The sequence below is a fragment of the Hymenobacter segetis genome (assembly GCF_054776495.1).
On the sequence record NZ_BAAHBV010000001.1, the window covers coordinates 2064494 to 2084278 of the forward strand.

At 59.1% G+C, this 19785-nt stretch carries 19 protein-coding genes; 6 read left to right on the forward strand and 13 right to left on the reverse strand.

Going from position 1 to position 19785, the window contains the following annotated elements:
- Positions 1–172 precede the first annotated feature (172 nt).
- Positions 173–3196: a glycoside hydrolase family 3 N-terminal domain-containing protein gene (locus ACYU70_RS08560; RefSeq protein WP_342300884.1), complete on the forward strand. Its 3024-nt coding sequence runs from the start codon at positions 173–175 to the stop codon at positions 3194–3196.
- 69 nt (positions 3197–3265) lie between these two features.
- On the opposite strand, the gene ACYU70_RS08565 is transcribed toward ACYU70_RS08560, so the two are convergent.
- Complete coding sequence (locus tag ACYU70_RS08565) at positions 3266–4069, reverse strand: DUF2490 domain-containing protein (protein WP_342300885.1); 804 nt, start codon at positions 4067–4069, stop codon at positions 3266–3268.
- 369 nt (positions 4070–4438) lie between these two features.
- On the opposite strand from ACYU70_RS08565, the gene bshA reads away from it, so the two are divergent.
- Positions 4439–5575 carry an N-acetyl-alpha-D-glucosaminyl L-malate synthase BshA gene (gene bshA / locus ACYU70_RS08570; RefSeq protein ID WP_342300887.1) on the forward strand — a complete coding sequence of 379 codons (1137 nt, stop codon included), beginning with the start codon at positions 4439–4441 and terminating at the stop codon, positions 5573–5575.
- Positions 5576–5763: 188 nt separating this feature from the next.
- Here the strand turns inward: bshA and ACYU70_RS08575 are convergent, their stop codons facing one another.
- Positions 5764–6300 carry a DUF7935 family protein gene (locus ACYU70_RS08575; protein WP_342300889.1) on the reverse strand — a complete coding sequence of 179 codons (537 nt, stop codon included), beginning with the start codon at positions 6298–6300 and terminating at the stop codon, positions 5764–5766.
- A 225-nt stretch (positions 6301–6525) separates the two neighbouring features.
- Between ACYU70_RS08575 and ACYU70_RS08580 the strand changes: the two genes are divergently transcribed.
- The 3 genes from ACYU70_RS08580 to ACYU70_RS08590 all read left to right on the forward strand — a co-directional run bounded on the left by ACYU70_RS08580 (position 6526) and on the right by ACYU70_RS08590 (position 9404).
- On the forward strand, positions 6526–6873 hold the full coding sequence (locus ACYU70_RS08580; RefSeq protein WP_168675019.1) for a HesB/IscA family protein: 348 nt from the start codon (positions 6526–6528) through the stop codon (positions 6871–6873).
- Positions 6874–6966: 93 nt separating this feature from the next.
- Positions 6967–9162 (forward strand): penicillin acylase family protein, encoded by a 2196-nt coding sequence (locus ACYU70_RS08585; protein WP_342300890.1) that lies wholly within the window; start codon positions 6967–6969, stop codon positions 9160–9162.
- A gap of 53 nt (positions 9163–9215) precedes the next feature.
- Positions 9216–9404: a hypothetical protein gene (locus tag ACYU70_RS08590; RefSeq protein ID WP_342300892.1), complete on the forward strand. Its 189-nt coding sequence runs from the start codon at positions 9216–9218 to the stop codon at positions 9402–9404.
- A 144-nt stretch (positions 9405–9548) separates the two neighbouring features.
- Here ACYU70_RS08590 and ACYU70_RS08595 read toward each other — a convergent pair whose 3' ends face one another.
- The 8 genes from ACYU70_RS08595 to ACYU70_RS08630 all read right to left on the reverse strand — a co-directional run bounded on the left by ACYU70_RS08595 (position 9549) and on the right by ACYU70_RS08630 (position 16948).
- The gene (locus ACYU70_RS08595; RefSeq protein ID WP_342300893.1) at positions 9549–10055 is read right to left on the reverse strand and encodes a cupin domain-containing protein; all 507 of its coding nucleotides are present in this window, start codon (positions 10053–10055) and stop codon (positions 9549–9551) included.
- A gap of 66 nt (positions 10056–10121) precedes the next feature.
- Complete coding sequence (locus tag ACYU70_RS08600; protein WP_342300895.1) at positions 10122–11006, reverse strand: ChaN family lipoprotein; 885 nt, start codon at positions 11004–11006, stop codon at positions 10122–10124.
- A gap of 237 nt (positions 11007–11243) precedes the next feature.
- Positions 11244–12638, reverse strand: a complete 1395-nt coding sequence (locus tag ACYU70_RS08605; protein WP_342300897.1) for an ABC transporter permease — start codon at positions 12636–12638, stop codon at positions 11244–11246.
- A 9-nt stretch (positions 12639–12647) separates the two neighbouring features.
- Positions 12648–13595: an ABC transporter ATP-binding protein gene (locus ACYU70_RS08610; protein ID WP_342300898.1), complete on the reverse strand. Its 948-nt coding sequence runs from the start codon at positions 13593–13595 to the stop codon at positions 12648–12650.
- Positions 13596–13745: 150 nt separating this feature from the next.
- Positions 13746–14396 carry a hypothetical protein gene (locus tag ACYU70_RS08615; RefSeq protein WP_342300900.1) on the reverse strand — a complete coding sequence of 217 codons (651 nt, stop codon included), beginning with the start codon at positions 14394–14396 and terminating at the stop codon, positions 13746–13748.
- Positions 14396–14905, reverse strand: a complete 510-nt coding sequence (locus ACYU70_RS08620; RefSeq protein ID WP_342300902.1) for an RNA polymerase sigma factor — start codon at positions 14903–14905, stop codon at positions 14396–14398. Before ACYU70_RS08620 ends, ACYU70_RS08615 begins: the two co-directional genes overlap by 1 nt.
- A gap of 164 nt (positions 14906–15069) precedes the next feature.
- Positions 15070–16212, reverse strand: coding sequence for a molecular chaperone DnaJ (gene dnaJ, locus ACYU70_RS08625; RefSeq protein WP_342300904.1), 1143 nt, complete (start codon positions 16210–16212; stop codon positions 15070–15072).
- A 145-nt stretch (positions 16213–16357) separates the two neighbouring features.
- Positions 16358–16948 carry a nucleotide exchange factor GrpE gene (locus ACYU70_RS08630; protein ID WP_342300906.1) on the reverse strand — a complete coding sequence of 197 codons (591 nt, stop codon included), beginning with the start codon at positions 16946–16948 and terminating at the stop codon, positions 16358–16360.
- A 178-nt stretch (positions 16949–17126) separates the two neighbouring features.
- Here ACYU70_RS08630 and ACYU70_RS08635 point away from each other — a divergent pair, with 178 nt between their 5' ends.
- A complete protein-coding gene (locus ACYU70_RS08635; RefSeq protein ID WP_460615959.1) occupies positions 17127–17336 on the forward strand; it encodes a hypothetical protein in 210 nt (69 codons plus the stop codon).
- 1 nt (position 17337) lies between these two features.
- Here the strand turns inward: ACYU70_RS08635 and obgE are convergent, their stop codons facing one another.
- The 3 genes from obgE to ACYU70_RS08650 all read right to left on the reverse strand — a co-directional run bounded on the left by obgE (position 17338) and on the right by ACYU70_RS08650 (position 19736).
- Positions 17338–18327: an Obg family GTPase gene (gene obgE, locus ACYU70_RS08640; RefSeq protein ID WP_460615960.1), complete on the reverse strand. Its 990-nt coding sequence runs from the start codon at positions 18325–18327 to the stop codon at positions 17338–17340.
- Positions 18328–18497: 170 nt separating this feature from the next.
- A complete protein-coding gene (locus tag ACYU70_RS08645; RefSeq protein WP_342301205.1) occupies positions 18498–19121 on the reverse strand; it encodes an adenylate kinase in 624 nt (207 codons plus the stop codon).
- A gap of 75 nt (positions 19122–19196) precedes the next feature.
- On the reverse strand, positions 19197–19736 hold the full coding sequence (locus ACYU70_RS08650; protein ID WP_342301180.1) for a phosphoribosyltransferase: 540 nt from the start codon (positions 19734–19736) through the stop codon (positions 19197–19199).
- Between the last annotated feature and the right edge of the window lie 49 nt (positions 19737–19785).

Here is a 19785-nt window from a genome sequence, read left to right on the forward strand (position 1 = left end):
GGGGTTTGTTGCGTACCTTTGCGGCTAAATAGCGGAGTTCCAGTGCAAAATTTTACGGCTCGCACCGTTGAGTTTCGCACCGGAGCCGGTCAGGTTTGGAACCTCCAAACCCGGCCGGCGGGTTCCGTTGTTACTCACGACAAAAGTACGGCCCCCGCGGCCCGTTTGCCCCTTGAATCAACCCACCAACCCTACGGGGCTGATGCGCATCCCTTTCCAGCTTACCATGGCAGCCCTGCTGTTGGCGGCGGGACTGTTGCTGTCGTTTGCCGAAGTAAAAAAAATGCCCGCCGACCCGCTGCCTTCCGGCCCGGTGGAGACGGCCTGGGTCGACAGCGTATTTAACGCCCTCACCCCCGACCAGCGTCTGGGCCAGCTGTTCATGGTGGCCGCGTATTCCAATAAAGACCGCAGCCACGTCGAGCGCATCGAGCGCTTGGTACGCAATCAAGGCATTGGTGGCGTGATGTTTATGCAGGGCGGCCCCAAGCGCCAGGCTCTGATGGCCAACCGCTTGCAAGCCGCCGCCAAAGTGCCGCTGCTCATCGCCATGGACGCCGAATGGGGCCTCGACATGCGCCTCGATTCCTCGGCTCACTTCGCCAAGCAGATGACGCTGGGGGCCATGGACGACCCCAAATACGTCTACCAGATGGGCCGTGACATTGCCCGCAAAATGCGGGCGCTGGGCGTGCACATCGACTTCGCGCCGGTGCTCGACGTGAACTCCAACCCCGGCAACCCCGTCATCGGTAACCGCTCGTTTGGCGAGGACCAGAACCGGGTGGCCACGCTGGGTATCCAGTATATCAAGGGCTTGCAGGATAACAACGTGATGGCGGTGGCCAAGCACTTCCCCGGCCACGGCGATACCGATACCGACTCACACGTTTCGCTGCCGGTAATTAATACCGACATGGCCCGTCTGACGAAAGTGGATTTGGTGCCGTTTCAGCAGTCGTTTGAGGCCGGCGTGATGGGCGTGATTGTGGCCCACCTCTACATGCCACTGTTTGATACGACGGATGCCAAAACCACCACCCTTTCGCACGCCCTGGTAACGGATTTGCTGAAGGACAAGATGGGCTTTAAAGGCCTGGTTTTCACCGATGCGCTCAACATGAAGAGTGTGAGCAAGCTCTACAAAGACGGTGAGCTGGATGCCCTGGCCCTGGCCGCCGGCAACGATGTGCTGCTGTTTTCGGAAGATGTGCCATCGGCCCTGCTACGCATCCGCGAGGCGGTGGCCGCTGGCAAGCTCACGCAGGTTGATTTGGACTTCCGCGTCAAGAAAATTCTGCGGGCTAAATACTGGGCTGGCCTGAATCACTATCAGCCCGTGAACCTGCGCACCCTGCGCGACAGCCTGAATCTGCCGGCTTCGAAAGTATTATCGCAGAGCATTTTCGAGCACGCGGTTACCATCGCCAAAAACGACGACCAACTCCTCCCCTTCCAGCGGCTCGATACGTTGCGGATTGCGGCCATCACCATCGGCACGCAGGCGGAGGGGCCGTATGCTACCATTTTCAATAAGTACCAGCCCGGCCCAGTGTACGCCGTTCCCGACCGCTACGCGCCTGACAGCACGTTTGCCCGCATCAGCAGTCGCCTGCAAGGGTATAATGTGTTGGTAGTGAGCCTGCACGCCATGAACAACACGCCCAGCCATAACTATGGCATTGGCGACGGGGCGCTGAAATTCATCAAGCAACTGGAGGCCAATAAGCGCATCAAAACGGTGGTGGTAGCAATGGGCAACGCCTATTCGCTGAAGTTTCTGGAAGGTGCCCGCACGTTGGTTTGCGGCTATGAAGACCATTACGCGGCGCAATTGGTGGTGCCGCAGGTGCTGTTTGGTGCGCTGCCGGGGCGGGGCAAATTGCCCGTTACGGTATCGCCCACGCTTAAAACCAACCTCGGCATTGCCACCGCCGACCTGCACCGCCTGCGCTACGCCGTGCCCGAAAGCCAAGGCCTGAGTTCGCGAGTGCTTGCCCAGATTGACAACATTGCACTTGAAAGCCAGACCTACGCCGCCGCTCCCGGCTGCCAGGTTTTAGTGGCCAAAAACGGCACCGTGGTATTTGACCAGAGCTACGGTTACTGCACTTACGACCAGTCGCAGCCCGTGACCAGCAGCACATTATATGACCTGGCTTCAGTCACCAAAGTAGCCGGTACGTTGCAAGCCGTGATGTACCTCAAGGACCAGGGCAAGCTGAATATCGAGGAGAAAGTGTCTACCTACCTGCCCGAGTTGGCCCGCACCAACAAGCGCGAAATGACCGTGCGCGACGTGCTGCTGCACCAGGCCGGCCTCAAGCCGGGCATCCCAACGTGGGAGCGCACCCTGCGCGATGGCCAGTTCAAGTCCGCATTCTACGCCAGCGCCCGCTCCGACGATTTTCCCAACGAAGTAGCGCCCGGCGAATACAGCACCAAAGCCGCCGACGATTCCGTCTGGGCCTGGACGATGCGCTCCAGCCTGCTTCCGAAAATCAAGAATCGATACCCCACGGAATATTCGGACCTGAGCTTCATCGTGATGAAGCGCGTGTGCGAAAAAATTCTCAAGCAGCCGATTGAGAATTTTCTGGAGGATAATTTTTACCGTCCGCTGGGGCTAGGTAGTATGACGTACAACCCCTTGCAACGCTTCCCCAAAAGCTGCATCGCGCCCACCGAAAACGACACTTACTACCGCCGCGAGCAATTGCAAGGCACGGTGCACGACCAGACGGCCGCTCTCGTGGGCGGCGTGGGCGGCCACGCCGGCCTCTTCGCTACCGCCAACGACCTGGCCGTCCTGATGCAGATGAACCTGCAAAACGGCAACTACGGCGGCACCCATTACTTCCAGTCGCCGGTGGTGACAGAGTTTGCACGGCCTCAAACTGCCGGCAGCCGGCGCGGTCTGGGCTGGGACCACGGCGACCCCAGCAAGCCCGAAGGCCCCACCAGCAACCTTTCGCCGGCCAGCACCTTCGGCCACACCGGCTTCACGGGCACTTGCGTGTGGATGGACCCGGATAACAACATTCTCTACATCTTCCTATCCAACCGCGTATACCCCGATGCCGGCAATAACAAGCTGCGTCAGTACAACATCCGCACGCGCATTCAGGAGGTTATCTATAAGGCGATGGCAGCGGAAAACACGAAGAAGCTGCCAGCCACAGCCTCGCAGAAATAAGGTTTTCTGACCTGTAAATACCTTAACGGGGCCATGACTTTGCAGTCATGGCCCCGTTAAGGTAATGGCCTATTTAATAATGAAATCCATCATCAGATTGTAGCTCGTATTGAACGCCGACTGTTGGGTTTCGCGCCAATACTGGTACATGATGCCAATGTCCCAGTCGAGCTGGTGCTCAGGAAAACTGCGGCGGTAGTAGATGGAGGCGCGGTTTTCGGTGAGTTTGTAGGGGCTCCATTGGTGCCCCATTTTTTCGGCAGTACCGGCGCTGTAGTCATCGGAAGCCGTCAGCACTTCATCGTTGAGAATAACCCAGTGGCGATGGTCCGCATCGAGCGGGATTTTGGCGTTTACCATCTCGCGGGCCCGAAACTCGAACGGTGTGGGCCAGCGTTCGAAGGCAGGCGTGAAATAAAACCGGTAGTCGGCCCGTAGCGTATTGGTGAAGAGCACCTTGCCAAACTTCACATCGTAGTAGAGTTTCTGAAATGGCCGCAGCTCATTGCGGTATTCGTTGGGCTGACTGGCCTCGTAAGGCGCGTCTTCCTGATAGGAATTGCGCCGCCAATAGCCGACCGAGATGGCCGTGCGCCAGTGCGGGCTCAGCCGGTAAATGAAATCCTGCGTCAGCACGAAAAGACCCTGCCGCTTCACCGGGTTCAGGTCGCCGGTGGGGTCGCTGTGCCGCCCAAAGCCAATGTCCGTCACTGAAGCCCAGCGCTCCGAAAGCTCCTTGTCGAGCCCGAAGGCGACCCAGGTGGTGAGCTTGCCGCCCTGAGCTTCGGCCCCAATTTGAGCGGCGGCCCGGCCGGGCGGCAGCAAGAGGGCTCCGGCCGCCAGCAGGCCGCCAAGGTGTGTGAGTTTGGCCATACATCAGGCTGTTGCTGAGGCCAAACCATTGGTTTATTCGCTACTGAATGACCTGAGCGTTCGAGAATAATTCATGCAGTATTGCAGGAGCATCGTAAGGTTTTGGTGAAGCTGAATACCTGCAAACTATTTGTCATAAACCACACATCCCTTTTCGCAGCTCTGCTGTATGCACACTTTTGTGCAACATTTTAAGACAGTTGCGACTAACAGGAATATCTGTTGGTACGGATGGTACGAATGCCGCTATTCTCTCGTACAGCGTAGTCGTAGTAAGTAAAACTACGCTTCGTCCGTCAACCAGCACACCCGGCCGCTGGCGCAACAATGCGCCGCTTTTCTGGTTCGCTAAGCGCAACAGCATTTTCTATGAACATCGGCATCGTTTGTTATCCCACCTTTGGCGGCTCCGGCGTGGTAGCCACGGAACTGGGCAAAGCCCTGGCCCAGCGCGGCCACCGCGTGCATTTTATCACCTATAGCCAGCCGGTGCGGCTCGACTTTTTCAACGAAAACCTCTTCTATCACGAGGTATATGTGCCGGCGTATCCACTGTTTCAGTTTCCACCTTATGAACTGGCGCTGACCAGCAAGATGGTCGACATTGTGCAGAACGAAAAGCTTGATGTGCTGCACGTTCACTACGCCATTCCGCACGCCTCGGCAGCCTACATGGCCAAGCAGATTCTGCGCTCGCGTGGCATCCAGATTCCGGTGGTGACCACGCTGCACGGCACCGATATTACCCTCGTGGGCAAGGATGCCAGCTTTGAACCGGTGGTGACCTTCAGCATCAACCAAAGCGACGGCGTAACGTCGGTGTCGGCCGATTTGCGGCGCGAAACTTACGAGTATTTCGCCATCGAGAAGGACATCATGGTCATTCCGAACTTCATCGACTTGCACCGTTTCAAGAAGCAGGAGAAAAGCCATTTCCGGGCCGCCATCGCACCTGAAGGCGAGAAACTTTTGATACACACCAGCAACTTCCGCACCGTGAAGCGGGTGGAAGACGTGCTGCGAATTTTTGTGGGCGTGCGGGAGAAAATCCCGGCCAAGCTGCTGCTCGTAGGCGACGGCCCCGACCGCAACCGCATGGAAAAACTGGCCCGCGACCTTGATGTACACCGCGACCTGCGCTTCCTGGGCAAGCTCGAAGCCGTAGAAGAAGTACTGAGTGTGGGCGACCTGTTCCTGATGCCTTCAGAAAACGAGAGTTTCGGCCTCGCCGCCCTCGAAGCCATGGCCTGCGAAGTGCCCGTAGTGAGCACCAATGCCGGCGGCATTCCCGAGCTGAACGTGCACGGCGTAACGGGCATGATTAGCGACATCGGCGACGTGGCTGACATGGTGAAAAATGCCCTCTACGTGCTGGATGACGAGAACCTGCCACGCTTCAAAGCCGCTGCCCGCGCCCGGGCTGAGGAGTTTGCCGTGGAGAATATTGTGCCGCTTTATGAGGAGTGCTACCGCAACGCCATTGAGGCGGTGAGCGTGACGGCGTAGGGTCCGATTGTCATTGCGAGCGAAGCACGGCAATCCGTCCTCTTGATGCGACCAACCCCGAGATGTGACAAAGTCCTTTTTTCAACAATAGAAAGCCCCGATACTGCAAAGTGTCGGGGCTTTCTGGTAAAAGGTTTTGACAGGACGGATTGCCGCGTTCCGCTGTGCTCCACTCGCAATGACAGGCGTTAAAACAGCCCGGACGCCTCGTTCTTCACCACGGCCAGTGCCTGAGCGGTGGGCTCGGCACCGTCCATCATCAGGCCTTCGAGGATACGCTTGGCCAGTTCGGTGCCGCGTGACTGCGCCGGGTTCTGCATGCCGTGGAAAGCGCGGTTGACCATCGTGAGCACGTTTTCTTTGGCTTCTTTGACCAGCGTCCAAGCATCAGCCGAGATGTAGACCTGCTGGGACAGGTTGTGCTCGTACTCGGCCCGGATTTCCTGCTGGAGCAGGCGGTGAAACTCGGGCGCGGTGGAGCCGGCGCTGCTCAGGCGCACGAGGATGTTGTTGGGCGAGATGCGCTCCAGAAACAGCACGATGCGCTCGTAGGCCTGCAGGCGCAGGGGCAGCGTGGTTTTGTTGCTTTCGAGGCGCAGCTCAATCAGGCGGCGCTGCTGCTCCTTTTCCAGAAATTGCTTAAACAGCAGATAAATGGCCGCAGCCACGATGATGGCGGGCAGAATAATCTTGAGCAGCTCGTAGAAATAAGTAGTCGAATCCATAACATTAGGCCGGCTTTAGGGCCGGCGAATCAATAAACGAAGCTCTAGGTAAAAACTGTGCGCGTGGCTTGTGACGCCCCCATTTGCATGCCGCACGGGGCCGCAAACTTACGCCGTGAACCGCCGGGCCCCAACTGCTGTTTCCTATCCGACTTGCTACGGCGGGCTACTCCGGTTGCCGCTGTATCTTTGTTGTCCACCTGTTCCTAACATCGTCTTATCATTATGGCTGCTGTTGCCACCCTCGCCCCCATTACCCTCACCGACCGCGCCGTAGTGGAGGTGAAAAACATCATCCAGGAGAAGAACGTCCCGGCCGATTACGGCCTGCGCATTGGTGTGCAGGGCGGCGGCTGCTCGGGCATGAGTTACCTGCTCGGCTTCGACAAAGCCAAGGATGCCGACGAAACCTACGACCTCGACGGCCTGAAGCTCATCATGGATAAAAAGCACGCCATGTACGTGCTGGGCATGGAAGTTGACTTCCAGGACGGCCTCAACGCCCGTGGCTTCGTTTTCAACAACCCCCAGGCCAAGAGCACCTGCGGCTGCGGCTCGTCGTTCTCGGCGTAGCCCTTACTACTGCTTTCAGAACAAAGCCCTGGCCTACCGGCCGGGGCTTTTTCGTTTACTTTCGCGCCGACTGTTTCACCTATTCCCGGCCCGATGCGTTTACTTCTTTCGCTGCTGTTGATTCTTACTGGGCTGGCGGCTCAGGCCCAGAAATTCAGCCCCGCCGAACTGGCGCGTTGGCAGGAACAGGCCCGGCAGGTGAGCATCACGCGTGACACGTATGGCGTGCCGCACATCTACGGTAAGACGGATGCCGACGCGGTTTTCGGCCTGCTATACACCCAGTGCGAAGATGATTTTGACCGCGTGGAGGCCAATTACCTCGATGCGATAGGCCGACAGGCCGAGGTGGATGGCGAAGCCGCGCTGTACCACGACCTGCGTGCCCGCCTGTTTATGGACAGCACGCAGGCCCTAGCCATCTACCAGAAGTGCCCGGCCGACATGAAGAAGCTGCTCGACGCCTTCGCCGCCGGCACTAATTATTACTTGGCCACCCACCCCACCGTGCAGCCCCGGCTACTGCGCCGCTTCCAGCCCTGGATGCCGCTTATGTTCAGCGAGGGCAGCATTGGGGGCAACATCAGCGTGGTGAGTATTGAGCGACTGAAGGCGTTTTACAGCCAGAAAAAGTCAAGCTCATGGATTGATACCGATTTCGGCCGGGCCGACCGTGAGCCGGTGGGCTCCAACGGCTTTGCCATTGCACCCGCCAAAAGCGCCAGCGGCCACGCGCTGCTGCTCATCAACCCGCACACCTCGTTCTACTTCCGCTCCGAGGTACAGATGGTGAGCCAGCAGGGCCTGAATGCCTACGGAGCCGTGACGTGGGGACAGTTTTTTATCTATCAGGGCTTTAATGAGCATTGCGGCTGGATGCATACTTCCAGCCAAGCTGATTCGATGGATGAGTATCTCGAAACCATCGAAGAAAAAGGCGGTAACTTCTTTTATAAATATGGTGGCAAGCTGCGCGCCGTGACGGCGCAGAAAGTGTCGTTGCCCTACAAATCGGGCGATAAAATCCTGCGCAAAACCTTCACCATCTACCGCACGCACCACGGCCCCATCGTGGGCCAGAAAACCGACCAGCAATGGGTGGCGGTGCGCATGATGAACGCGCCGCTGGCCGCGCTGCAACAGTCGTACCTGCGCACCAAGGCTACCGACTACGCCAGCTTTCAGCAGGTGATGAAGCTGAACGGCAACGCGACCAACAACACCGTTTTTGCCGACACCAAGGGCAGCATCGCCTACTGGCATGGCAATTTTATGCCGAAACGCGACCCGAAATTCGACTGGAGCCAGCCCGTGGATGGCAGCAACCCGGCCACCGAGTGGCAGGGCTTCCACCCGGTGAGCGAGTTGGTGCAGGTGCATAACCCGGCCAGCGGTTTCATTCAGAATTGTAATTCCACGCCCTACACCGTGGCCGGCCCGAGCAGCCCGGTCCCGGCCAAATACCCCAAATACCTGGCCCCCGATGCCGAAAACTATCGGGGCCTCAACGCCGTGCGCGTGCTCAGCCGCAAAGCCGTATTCACCCTCGACACCCTGATTGCGGCGGCCGACGACCCGCACCTGACCGCCTTCGACGACATGCTGCCGCCCCTGCTGGCTGCCTACCAGCCTACCTCAGCCGAAAAAGCTGCCGCGCCTGCGGTGGGCGAAGCCGTGGAAGTGCTCCGTGCCTGGAACCACGGCTACAGCCAAACCTCCGTGGCCCAAACCGTGGCCATCTATTGGGCCGAGCGACTGCTGTCCAAGGCCCGCGCCCGCGTGCCCGCCGCCCAGCCCCAGCTCGACTACATCAGCTTCACCCGCTTCGCGCTGGCCAATACCACGCCCACAGAAAAAGTAGCTACTCTCACCGAAACGCTCGACGACCTAACCCGAGACTTCGGCACCTGGAAGATGCCCTGGGGCGATGTGAACCGTTACCAGCGCCTCACCGGCCGCATTGAGGAGAAGTACGACGACCAGCAGCCCAGTCGGCCGGTGGCCTTCACGTCGTCGGCTTGGGGCTCACTGGCGGCTTTCGGAGCGCGGGCCTATCCCGGCACTAAAAAGCGCTACGGCAACGTGGGCAACAGCTTCGTGGCCGTGGTGGAGTTTGGGCCGCGCATCGTGGCGCGCTCCGTGGTCACGGGTGGGCAGACCAGCCGGCCCGGCACGCCGCACTTCACCGACCAGGCCGATTTATACTGCAACGGCCGCTTCAAGGAGGTGCGATTTTATCCCGAAGACGTGAAGGCCCACACCGAAAAAACGTACCATCCCGGCGAGTAAGCCCGAACCGGGCTTACCTTCAACGCCATTCACTCACGCTAACCCCACCACGCATGGACGTTAAATATCTCTCCGACGACAAAGGCAAAATCACCGGCGTTTTCATTGCCATTGAGGAATGGGAGCGGCTGCAAAAGCAGTACAACATCAGCGAGAAAGCCCCGGCCGACTCCGGTGCCAAGCTCCAGCAGTCGCTGGCCGAGGCCATGAAGAAGGTGAAGCCCAGCGAGGAGGCCGAATAGAGGAGGCTGGATAAAAAAGAACGTCATGCTGAGCGCAGCCGAAGCATCTCTACCGCGAGAGTAATTACTTCCTCGGTAGAGATGCTTCGGCTGCGCTCAGCATGACGTTCCAGGCTATTGTGTTCCGGCTACTCCCGCAAAAACCTAACGGCCAAAATCGTCCTGCACGCGCACAATGTCATCCTCATCCGAAGGGTTATCCGCGTCGGTATGCTGCCAGATTTCGGCCAGGATGCCCCAGTCTTTCAGGCCCACGAGGCGGTGGCGCTCCCCCTGACGTAGGATGATGCGCTCGCCCACTTGCAGGCTTTTTACTTCGCCCTGCTCGTCGGTTTCGCTGGTGGCCACGCCCACAGGCCCCTGCACCACTTGCCAGATTTCGGCGCGGCGGTGGTGGTATTGCCAACTCAGACGCTGGTGCGGGGCCACCACCAGAATCTTCGGGCTCAGCCGGCCCGAAATCCGTAGGCTATCCACCAGAAGGCCGTCGAAATAGGTGTTGGCGAACTTCTGGGCCTGGGCTTCGTCAATTACGAAAAACCCGCCCCACGGGCGCGTGGGGTCTTCCTTGGCAATGGTGAAGCCTTGCTGCTTCAGCGTCTCGGCTACCTGGTGGAATAGGGCGCGCTTTTGGGAGTCGGTGTCGGGCATGAGCTTTTTCGTTTGGATTGAAGCAAATATATCAAGTTCATTATTTATAGCCACCTAGCAGCTTAATCAATACGTTTTCGCAGCATCAGCCGGCACCACCACCACATAATCGGCCACGTTCACCTGCTCTTTTTCTAGGGTCTGCAGCTGCTCCTGGGTCACTACGCTGATGGTTTTCACGCGCAGCTTGGGCGCGTACTGGTGCAGCCAGGCCCCGATGCCGTCGTGGTGGTCGGAGTGGTAGCTGCCGTTGAGGTGCAGCATGGTTTGGCCGGGGGCGAGGCTGGCCTGGATGAAGTGGGCCATGGTGGCATCCTTCAGGGCCTGGGCCTGGATGATGTTCTGGGCACCGCCGCCGTGTGCCTGGCCGCTGCCGCCGAACATAGCGGCCATGTTTTTATAGCCGGGCAGGTCGTAGTCTACTTTCAGCGGCAGCGGGGCGAGCAGGGCGCGGTCGTTGGCGGGCAGCTTGTCGAGGGCGGTGAGGCTGCGTTGGGCCACGGTTTTGGCGAAGGGACGCGGGGCGTTGGTGCCGATGACGGGCAGGTGGTTTTCGCGGGCGAAGAGTAGCAGCGGGCGGTAGTCGGTGGCGTAGTTGGGCCACGGGCGGGCTTGGCGCTCGAATGCCGTATCGGCCAGGGTGCCGGCGGCATATTGGGCCACCAGCGGCTGCACGTCGCGCTCAAACATTTCCATGCCTACTACCAGTTGGCCGGGCTTTTTCAGCTTCTGGAGGTCCTTGGCAACTTGCAGCTCCAGCCAGTGGGCGAGGGCATCGTTGTGCTGCTCGCCGAAGAGCACCACGTCGGCCTGGGCCAGTTCCTGGAGCATCTGGTCGTAGTCGGCGGGCAGGCCGGCGGCGCTGAAGAGGCGGTAGGCGGGCCGGTCGGCGGTGAAGGCCAGCAGCGGCAAAAGCAGCAATAAGAAGCGGAAACGCAGGAAACGGGGCATAAATCAGCAGGTAAGGAGTGGGTTTGGCCTTCGGGAGCTGATTAGTGCTCCACAAACGCCTTTTGCACACACAAAAGTCGTTTGTGGAGCAATGCAAATGCTTTTTGCGCGTGCAAAACAGGTTTGCAGCATACTGCAAATGACTTTTGCACTCACAAAATCGGTTTGCAGCATATCGCAAGCCTGTTTTGTAAGCGCAAAAGTCATTTGCGAAGTTGTAGCCAATTGCCGGGCCGGCTAGCCCTTATAAAACATCCATTTGCCCAGCTCCTTATACGTCACTTTCTTGCCGTACATCAGAATGCCCACGCGGTAGATACGGGCCGCCACCCACACCGTGCCCAGAAAGCCGAGAATGAGCAGGAAAATGGACAGCGCCAGCTGCCACATCGGCACGCCAAACGGCAGGCGGATGACCATGGCAATGGGCGAGGTCAACGGGAACATCGACATCCAGAAGGCCACCGGCCCGTCGGGATTGCGCAGGATGACGGACACGCCCACGATGTAGCTCAGAATAAGCGGCATCGTGATGGGAAACATGAACTGCTGGGTATCGGTCTGGTCGTCTACGGCCGCGCCCACGGCCCCGAACAGCGCCCCGTACAGCAGGTAGCCACCCAGGAAGTAGATGATGAAGCCGAACAGGATGGTGCCCAGCGGCAGCTCGGCCAGGGTGTTGAAGAAGCTGAAACGGCCGGCCGGGTTGGCCTGGGTTGCCCCTTGTTGGGTGCCCTGGTCGAAGCGCTGGGTGGCCGAGCGGGGCTCGTCGTCGGCAACGACAACTGCCGTAGCCCCAGCAGCCGAGGTGCCGGCGGCAACTTCCGTCTTGGGCTTTTCCTTGCCCGTCAGCAAAGGCATTACCACCGAGCTCACGCCGAACGAGAGCACGCCCCACAGCAGAAACTGCGTGAGGCCCACCGCCGCGATGCCCACAATTTTGCCCATCATCAAATCAAACGGCTTCACCGACGACAGCATTACTTCCATGATGCGGCTCGACTTCTCCTCCCCCACCCCGCGCATAATCTGCACGCCGTAGATGAAGATGAACATATAAATGGCCAGCGCCAGCGCGTAGGACATGCCCGAGGTGGCCAGCGCGTTGCTATTAGCCTCTTTGCCGGTTTCATCGAGACTCACGGCCTGCAAATCCACCTTCGAGCGCAGGCGGTCGAGCTGGTCCTGGGTGAGGCCGGACTTCTGCATTTTCAAGTCCGAAAAGGCCTTATTGAGCGCCGATTCCACGGCCGACTGCTTTTTCAGGCTGATGTTGCCTTTGCCAAAAAACTGCACGCCCACGGGCTTCTCCACGTCGAGGCCGGCGGGCAGGTACACCAGGCCGTCGTGCTTGGCTTTCTGGAAGCCTTTTTTGGCATCGGCCAGCGTGCCGGTGGTGGTTTCGAAGCGCAGCTGCGGGGTACTCACGAGGCGGCTGGCCACGCCCAGGCCGGAGTCGTCGCGCACTTCTATCACGTCGGTGGTGTCGTTGTCGGAGCTCGCCATTTTGGCGATGATGAAGCCGAACCCCGCCAGCAGCAGCGGCACGGCCAGGGTGAGCACGATAAAGGCTTTTTTGCGCACGCGGCTCAGGTATTCGCGTTGGGCAATGAGGAGGAATTTGGAGGCCATGATGACAGATTAAAGCAGCGCGTTAGCGGTTTCGAGGAGGGTTTCGGGCATGGTTTCGCGCACGCGCCGGATGAAAATCTCGTTGATGCTCGGGATTTTCTCGCGGAAGGCTTCCACTTCCACTGTGCCGATAAGGTAGCGCAGCAAATCGTTCGGCCGCACGCCATCGTGCAGCTGCACGCGGGCGTAGAAGTGGCCGTTTTCGCGCTCCTTCTGCTCCACCACTTCAAAATCGGGGTGCACCAGAATGAGCTTGCCCCGGCCCTCCACCTCGTAGGTATTGGTCTTGAACTGGTCGCGAATCACGCCAATGGGCCCGTCCAGCACCTTGCGCGAGCGGTTGATGAGGGCAATGTTGTCACACATCTCCTCCACCGATTCCATGCGGTGCGTCGAGAAAATGATGGTCGCGCCCTGGTTCCGCAGCTCCAGAATCTCGTCCTTAATCAGGTTGGCATTAATCGGGTCGAAGCCCGAGAACGGCTCGTCCAGAATAATCAGCTTGGGGTCGTGCAGCACCGTGGCAATGAACTGCACCTTCTGCTGCATGCCCTTACTGAGGTCTTCCACGTTTTTGCCGGCCCACTCCTTTATCTCGAAGCGGTTCAGCCACTGCTTAATGCGGGCCGTGGCATCGGCCCGGCTCAGGCCGCGCAGCTGGGCTAGGTAGAGCAGCTGCTCGCCCACTTTCATCTTCTTGTAGAGGCCACGCTCCTCGGGCAGGTAACCGATTTGGGCAATGTGGCTCGGATTCAGCCGCTCGCCGCGAAAGCGAATTTCACCCTCATCAGCCCCCGTAATCTGGGTGATGATGCGGATGAGCGAGGTTTTGCCCGCCCCGTTGGGCCCGAGCAGGCCGAAGATGCTGCCCTCCGGTATTTCCAGGCTCACGCCGTCGAGGGCGACGTGGTTGGCGTAGGCCTTGCGCACGCCGATGGCTTCCAGTATTGGTTTCACAGAAAGAAGGGTTGGTTGGTGGGTTAAATGTAGAAGAATGGAGTTGGGCAAATGTATTGAGTGCCTCCCTTACTTGCCAGAAGCCGGGAGCTAAGCGGCCGCAAACCGTTCCCAAACGGTGAATAAGGCAGATGAATGGGGCCGAAGGTTTTAGCGGGCAGTGGCAGGCTCGGGCTCGTCGCCCAACTCGCGCAGGCTGGCTTCGAGGCGGTCGAGGTGCTGGCCATAAAGACGCTGGAGGTACCATTGGGTGGCCCGGCGCATCCCGTAATAAATAAAAACCCCCAGCATACCATACACCACGCCCAGCAGGCCCAGCCCGGTCACCAGCTTGGGCTCGGCAAACCGCTGCACCATGCGCCCGCCCACAAACAGCAGGCTCACCGTGAGCGAGGCCGGCACCGACCACATCGTGGCCCGGTAATACAGTTGCACCAGGCTGCGCAAGCTGTGCAATTGCTGCCCCATGTGCTCGCGCACGGCCTGGCCCGCCACTTCGCCCAGGCTGCGCAACAGGGCCAGCTTGCGCCGGTAATAAAAACCACTGAGCACGCAAATGAGCCCCAGCCACGCCACCGCAGCCAGGTAAAAGCTGTCCTGGGTTGAGGCGGCTACCCCAATGCAAACCGCCAGGCACACCCCCACAAACCCGATTTCCAGCCAGGCATTGCGGCGCATCTTGGCCACCGGGCTTGCCGAGGCCCGGGCCAGCAGCTGCGTCAGGGCCGCCTCATTGAGCACGGCCGGCCCATCAGTGGGCGCAGGCTGCTTCCAGCTTGCACGAAGGTCATCGAGTTCCATCAGGCGGCGGGGACTAAAATAGAGCGAAGTTTTTCCTGCACGCGGTGCATTTTCACGCGCACATTGTTTTGGGTAATGCCGAGAATGTCGGCCATTTCCTCATAGGGCCGGTCTTCTAGGTAAAGCAGAATAAAGGCCTTATCGACCTCCGACAGACGTCCAATGGCCCGGTAGAGCTGGGCGCGGTCGTCGGCGTCGAAGCCCGTTTCCGGGGCCTGGGCTACGGCCAGCGCCTCGGCATCCAACTCGCTCGGGGCCGGGCGGCGGGTGCGCTGGCGCAGGTTCGAGATGGCCACGTTCAGCGCAATGCGGTAGAGCCAGGTGCTGAGCTTCGCGCCCGGCTGGGGCACATAGCGCGGCCACGCCCGCCACAATTGCAGCACCATTTCCTGGAACAAGTCCTGGCGGTCATCCGCATCCTGGCAATACAGCCGGGCCACGCGCCGCAGCAGCGGCTGATACTCATGCAGCGCGGCAACAAAATCAGCAGACGGGGTGGCGGAGGCCATGCGGGGGTAAGAGTTTTTCAGGGAGTGAATCGCCGGTTAAGGCGTAGCATTACAACCGCCAATAAAAATTTCCGCAATAACCACAATTGCCTGTCATGCTAAATGCAAAAAGCCCCGCCTGACCAAGGGCCAGACGGGGCTTTGCAAAACTATTCAATCACGAATTATGCGAAATACTCCTTCACTTTCTCGAAGAAGCCCTTCTCGTTCTTGCCGGGGTGCGGCGTGAAGTTGTCCGAGTCGCGCAGCTTCTCCAGCAACTCGCGCTCCTGGTTGCTCACGTTTTTGGGCGTCCACACATTCAGATGAATCAGCTGGTCGCCACGGCCGTAGCCGTTCAGGTCCTTGATGCCTTTGCCGCGCAGGCGCAGGATTTTGCCTGGCTGGGTGCCGGGGTCGACCTTGATTTTCACCTTGCCTTCGATGGTGGGCACTTCCAGGCTCGCACCTAGGGCCGCATCCACGAACGAGATGTACTGCTCGAACATGATGTTGTTGCCGTCGCGCTTCAGGAATTCGTGCGGCTCCTCCTCAATCTGAATGAGCAGGTCGCCCGGCACGCCGCCGCGCTCGGGGAAGTTGCCCTTGCCGTTCATGCTCAGCTGCATGTCGTTGGCCACGCCGGCGGGGATGTTGATGGGAATCACCTCCTCGTGCAGCTGACGGCCTTCGCCTTTGCACACGTCGCAGGTCGTCACAATGGTTTTGCCCTCGCCGTTGCAGGTGGGGCAGGTGCTGCTGCTCACCATCTGGCCGAGCATGGTGTTCACCACGCGCTTGGTCTGGCCCTGGCCCTGGCAGGTGGGGCAGGTTTTGAGGTCAGTGCCGTTTTTGGCCCCGGTGCCGCTGCACGGCGAGCAGGCCACGTAGCGCTTCACCTTGATTTTCTTCTCGACGCCGTTGGCGATTTCCTCCAAATCGAGCTTCAGCTTGATGCGCAGGTTCGAGCCTTTCTTCTGGCGCCGGCCGCCGCCCTGGCGCCCGCCCCCGAAGAAGCCCTCGAAGCCCCCGCCCCCGCCGAAAATATCGCCGAACTGCGAGAAGATGTCCTCCATGTTCTGGGCACCGCCGCCACCGCCGCCCATGCCCTGATGGCCGTACCGGTCGTAGCGCGCCCGCTTGTCAGCGTTGCTGAGAACTTCATAAGCCTCGGCGGCTTCCTTGAATTTGTCCTCGGCGGTCGGGTCGTCGGGGTTTTTATCGGGGTGGTACTTGATGGCCATCTTGCGATAAGCCGACTTGATAACGTCGCCTTCCGCCGTTTTGGTAATGCCTAATACCTCGTAATAATCGCGCTTCGTAGCCATCTGCGTGGTGTTATTCTGCCAGTCATGCTGAGCGAAGTCGAAGCATCTCTACCGAGGAAGTAATCAGTTACTCTCGCGGTAGAGATGCTTCGACTTCGCTCAGCATGACCGTCTTTATTTATTGTTCTAAATCCAAACCCTAAAATTACTGCCCAAGCACCACTTTAGCATGGCGAATCACCTTATCACCCAAATAGTAGCCCTGCTCCACCACGTCCACAATTTTCCCTTTCAGGTCGTCGCTCGGCGCGGGAATCTGGGTGATGGCCTCGTGCAGTTCGGCATCGAAGTCGCCGCCCTTGGCTTCCATGGCGGTCAAACCCTTTTGCTGCAGCGTTTTGTTCAGCTTGCTCTGAATAATTTCGATGCTTTCGCGCACAGCGTTGGCATCGGTGGTGCTGGCGGTGGCGTTGCGGGCGCGCTCGAAATCGTCGAGCACGGGCAGCAGGGCCGTCATCAGCTCCTGGTTGGCGGTTTTAAACAGTTCGATGCGCTCCTTAGTGGTGCGACGCTTGTAGTTCTCAAACTCGGCAGCCAGGCGCAGGTACTTGTCTTTGAGGTCGGCCAACTCGGCATCGGTGCGGGAGCCTTCGGCTTTCGGAGCAGCCGATGCGGAAGCCTCTGCGGCGGCGGCGGTGTCAGTGGTTTCGCCGTCGGCATCGGCCATTTCGCCAGCTACGTGGTTGGGGTCGGCGGTCAGGTTGTCGTCCTGGGGCAGGTTGTTCTCGTTAGCCATTTGCGAAAATATTCGTCGGAAGGGGTTTTTCACGGGGTTAGCCGGTTAGTCAAGCTGCGGGCGCAATTCACTTGCCAAAGGGGCGCGGGCTGCCATAGTGGCACGAGGAAGCGAGACTAATTTTTCCTTTACTTTCGCTTTCCCAAGGAATTTACTTTTCACGCAAAATTACATTCACATGAGCCAAAGAGCATTTATGATAGCGCTAGCAGACCGTATTGGTCGTAACAATCAAGAACGCGTTATCGAAGCGTATGCTAATGCTGAACGCCGTGGTGAAATAGCAAGAGGCAGTAATATTTACGCTAAATCTTCTGAGACCTATGCTCGAGGACTATGGAATGATGGTATGCGTAAAGGCTGGTTACGTCACCCTAGCCAACTATAACTTAATCGTGCAATGCCTTCCAAATCATATCCTTCAACTGCGTGATGTTCTTATTCGTAAGGCTGGAAATGAAGATGGCGGGCACCTCGGCCGGAAGCGTCTGGCGAATTTCAGCCTCCAGCTCCTCGTCAATCATGTCGGACTTGGTGATGGCCAGCAGGCGCTTCTTGTCCAGTAGTTCGGGGTTGAACTGCTCCAGCTCGCCGATTAGCACGTTGTATTCGGCGTTGATGTCGGGCGAGTCGCAGCTTATCATAAAGAGCAGCATGGAGTTGCGCTCGATGTGGCGCAGGAAGCGGGTGCCCAGTCCCTTGCCCTCGGCCGCACCCTCGATGATGCCCGGAATGTCGGCCATCACGAAGGATTTGTAGTCGCGGTAGGCCACCACGCCCAGGTTGGGCACGAGGGTGGTGAAGGCGTAGTCGGCAATTTTGGGCTTGGCGGCCGATACCACGGAGAGCAGCGTGCTCTTGCCCGCGTTGGGGAAGCCTACGAGGCCTACGTCGGCCAGCAGCTTGAGCTCCAAGATGATGATGGCTTCGATGGCCGGCTCACCGGGCTGCGCATAGGTCGGGGCCTGGTTGATGGAGTTCTTAAAATGGTCGTTGCCCCAGCCGCCGCGCCCGCCGGGCACGAGAACGAGCCGCTGGCCGTGCTCCGTGATTTCGAGAATGTGCGTGCCGTCGGGGTCACGAGCCACCGTGCCGAGGGGCACTTGCAGCACGATATCTTCGCCTTGGGCACCGCTGCGCAGGTTTTCGCCCCCGCCCTCGCCGTCTTTGGCGAAGACGTGGCGCTGGTATTGCAGGTGCAGCAGCGTCCAGAGCTGCGAGTTGCCTTCGAGGATGATGTGGCCGCCGCGGCCGCCGTCGCCGCCATCGGGGCCGCCATTGGGCAGGCCCTTGGCCCGGAAGAAGTGGTGCGAGCCGGCACCGCCTTTGCCCGAGCGGCAGATGAGTTTGACGTAGTCGATGAAGTTATTGGAGGCCACGGGGATTGGGGTATTAAGGTAAAAAAACGGTCATCCTGAGCGTAGCGAAGGACCTTATCACGGCCGAACGATTTGCAGTGACGCTAAACCGTGCAAGCGTGATAAGGTCCTTCGCTACGCTCAGGATGACAGTCGTATCTAAAAGATGACAGTCGAATTAAAACGTAAAGTTACGCCTTTACTTCTTTGGTCGCCTCGGCCGGGGTTTCGGGCTTGGCGGCTTGGTGCAAGTCAATCAGGCCACAGATTTGGCCGAAAATATCGTCAATTGGACCGATGCCGTTGAGGGCGTGGAATTTCTTTTGGGCGGCGTAGTAGCCGGCCACTTGGGCAGTTTCGGTGTTGTACACCGTTACGCGGCGGCGGATTTTGGTTTCGTCCTGGTCGTCGGGGCGGTTGCTGGTTTTGCCACGCTCCAGTAGGCGTTTCACCAATTCCTCTTCCTGCACTTCCAGCGCAATCATGCAGCCGATGTGGGTGTTGTGCGAGGCCATGAGCTGGTCGAGGCTTTCGGCCTGGGCCACTGTGCGCGGGAAACCATCGAAGATGAAGCCGCCGGCCTGGGGGTTTGTTTCCAGAGCGCTGCCAATCATGCCAATCACCACGGCATCGGGCACGAGCAGGCCTTCATCCATCAGCTTTTTGGCGGTGAGGCCCAGCTCGGTGCCTTGGGCAATCTGGGCCCGCAGCAGGTCGCCGGTGCTCAGATGCACGAGGTTGTACTTGGTGATGAGCTTCTGGCTCTGGGTTCCTTTGCCGGCGCCGGGGGGGCCGAACAGCACGATATTCAACATGTAGAAGACGCGTTGCGCGAGGGAGGTGATTTTGGTGGGTTTGGGCAAGTTACTCAATCGTGGCCAGAAACGTTGCTATACGGCCACGTACACATCGGGCAGATTGCGGCCCAGGCCGTCGTAGTCAAGGCCGTAGCCGACCACGAAGTCGTTGGGGATTTCCCGGGCCACGTAGCGCACCGTAAGTTCATGACGAAGGCTAGCGGGCTTGAAAAATAAGGCCGCAATCTCGACCGAAGCCGGGCCTTTTTCCAGCAGTGTGGGCATGAGGTGGTGCATGGTGGTGCCCGTGTCCACGATGTCTTCCACGATGATGAGGTGGCGGTCCTGCACTTCTTCGCGCAGGCCCAGGATTTCCTGCACCACGCCGGTGCTGCCAGTGCCCTCGTAGGAGGCCACGCGGATGAAGACGATTTCGCATTCGCCCACGAAGCGCTTCAGCAAATCGGAAGCGAACATGAACCCACCGGTAAGCACGACTACAAATAAAGGCTTCTGCCCGGCATAGTCGGCGCTGAGGCGGGCGGCCAGGCCGGTCACGACTTCATCCAGCTGAGCAGCCGATAGATACGGCCGAAATTCTTTGTTGTGGATGGTGATGTTGGCGTGGCCCATGCGGCGCGGGGAGGGTATAATGAGGGTGCAAAGCTACTCACGGAATCGG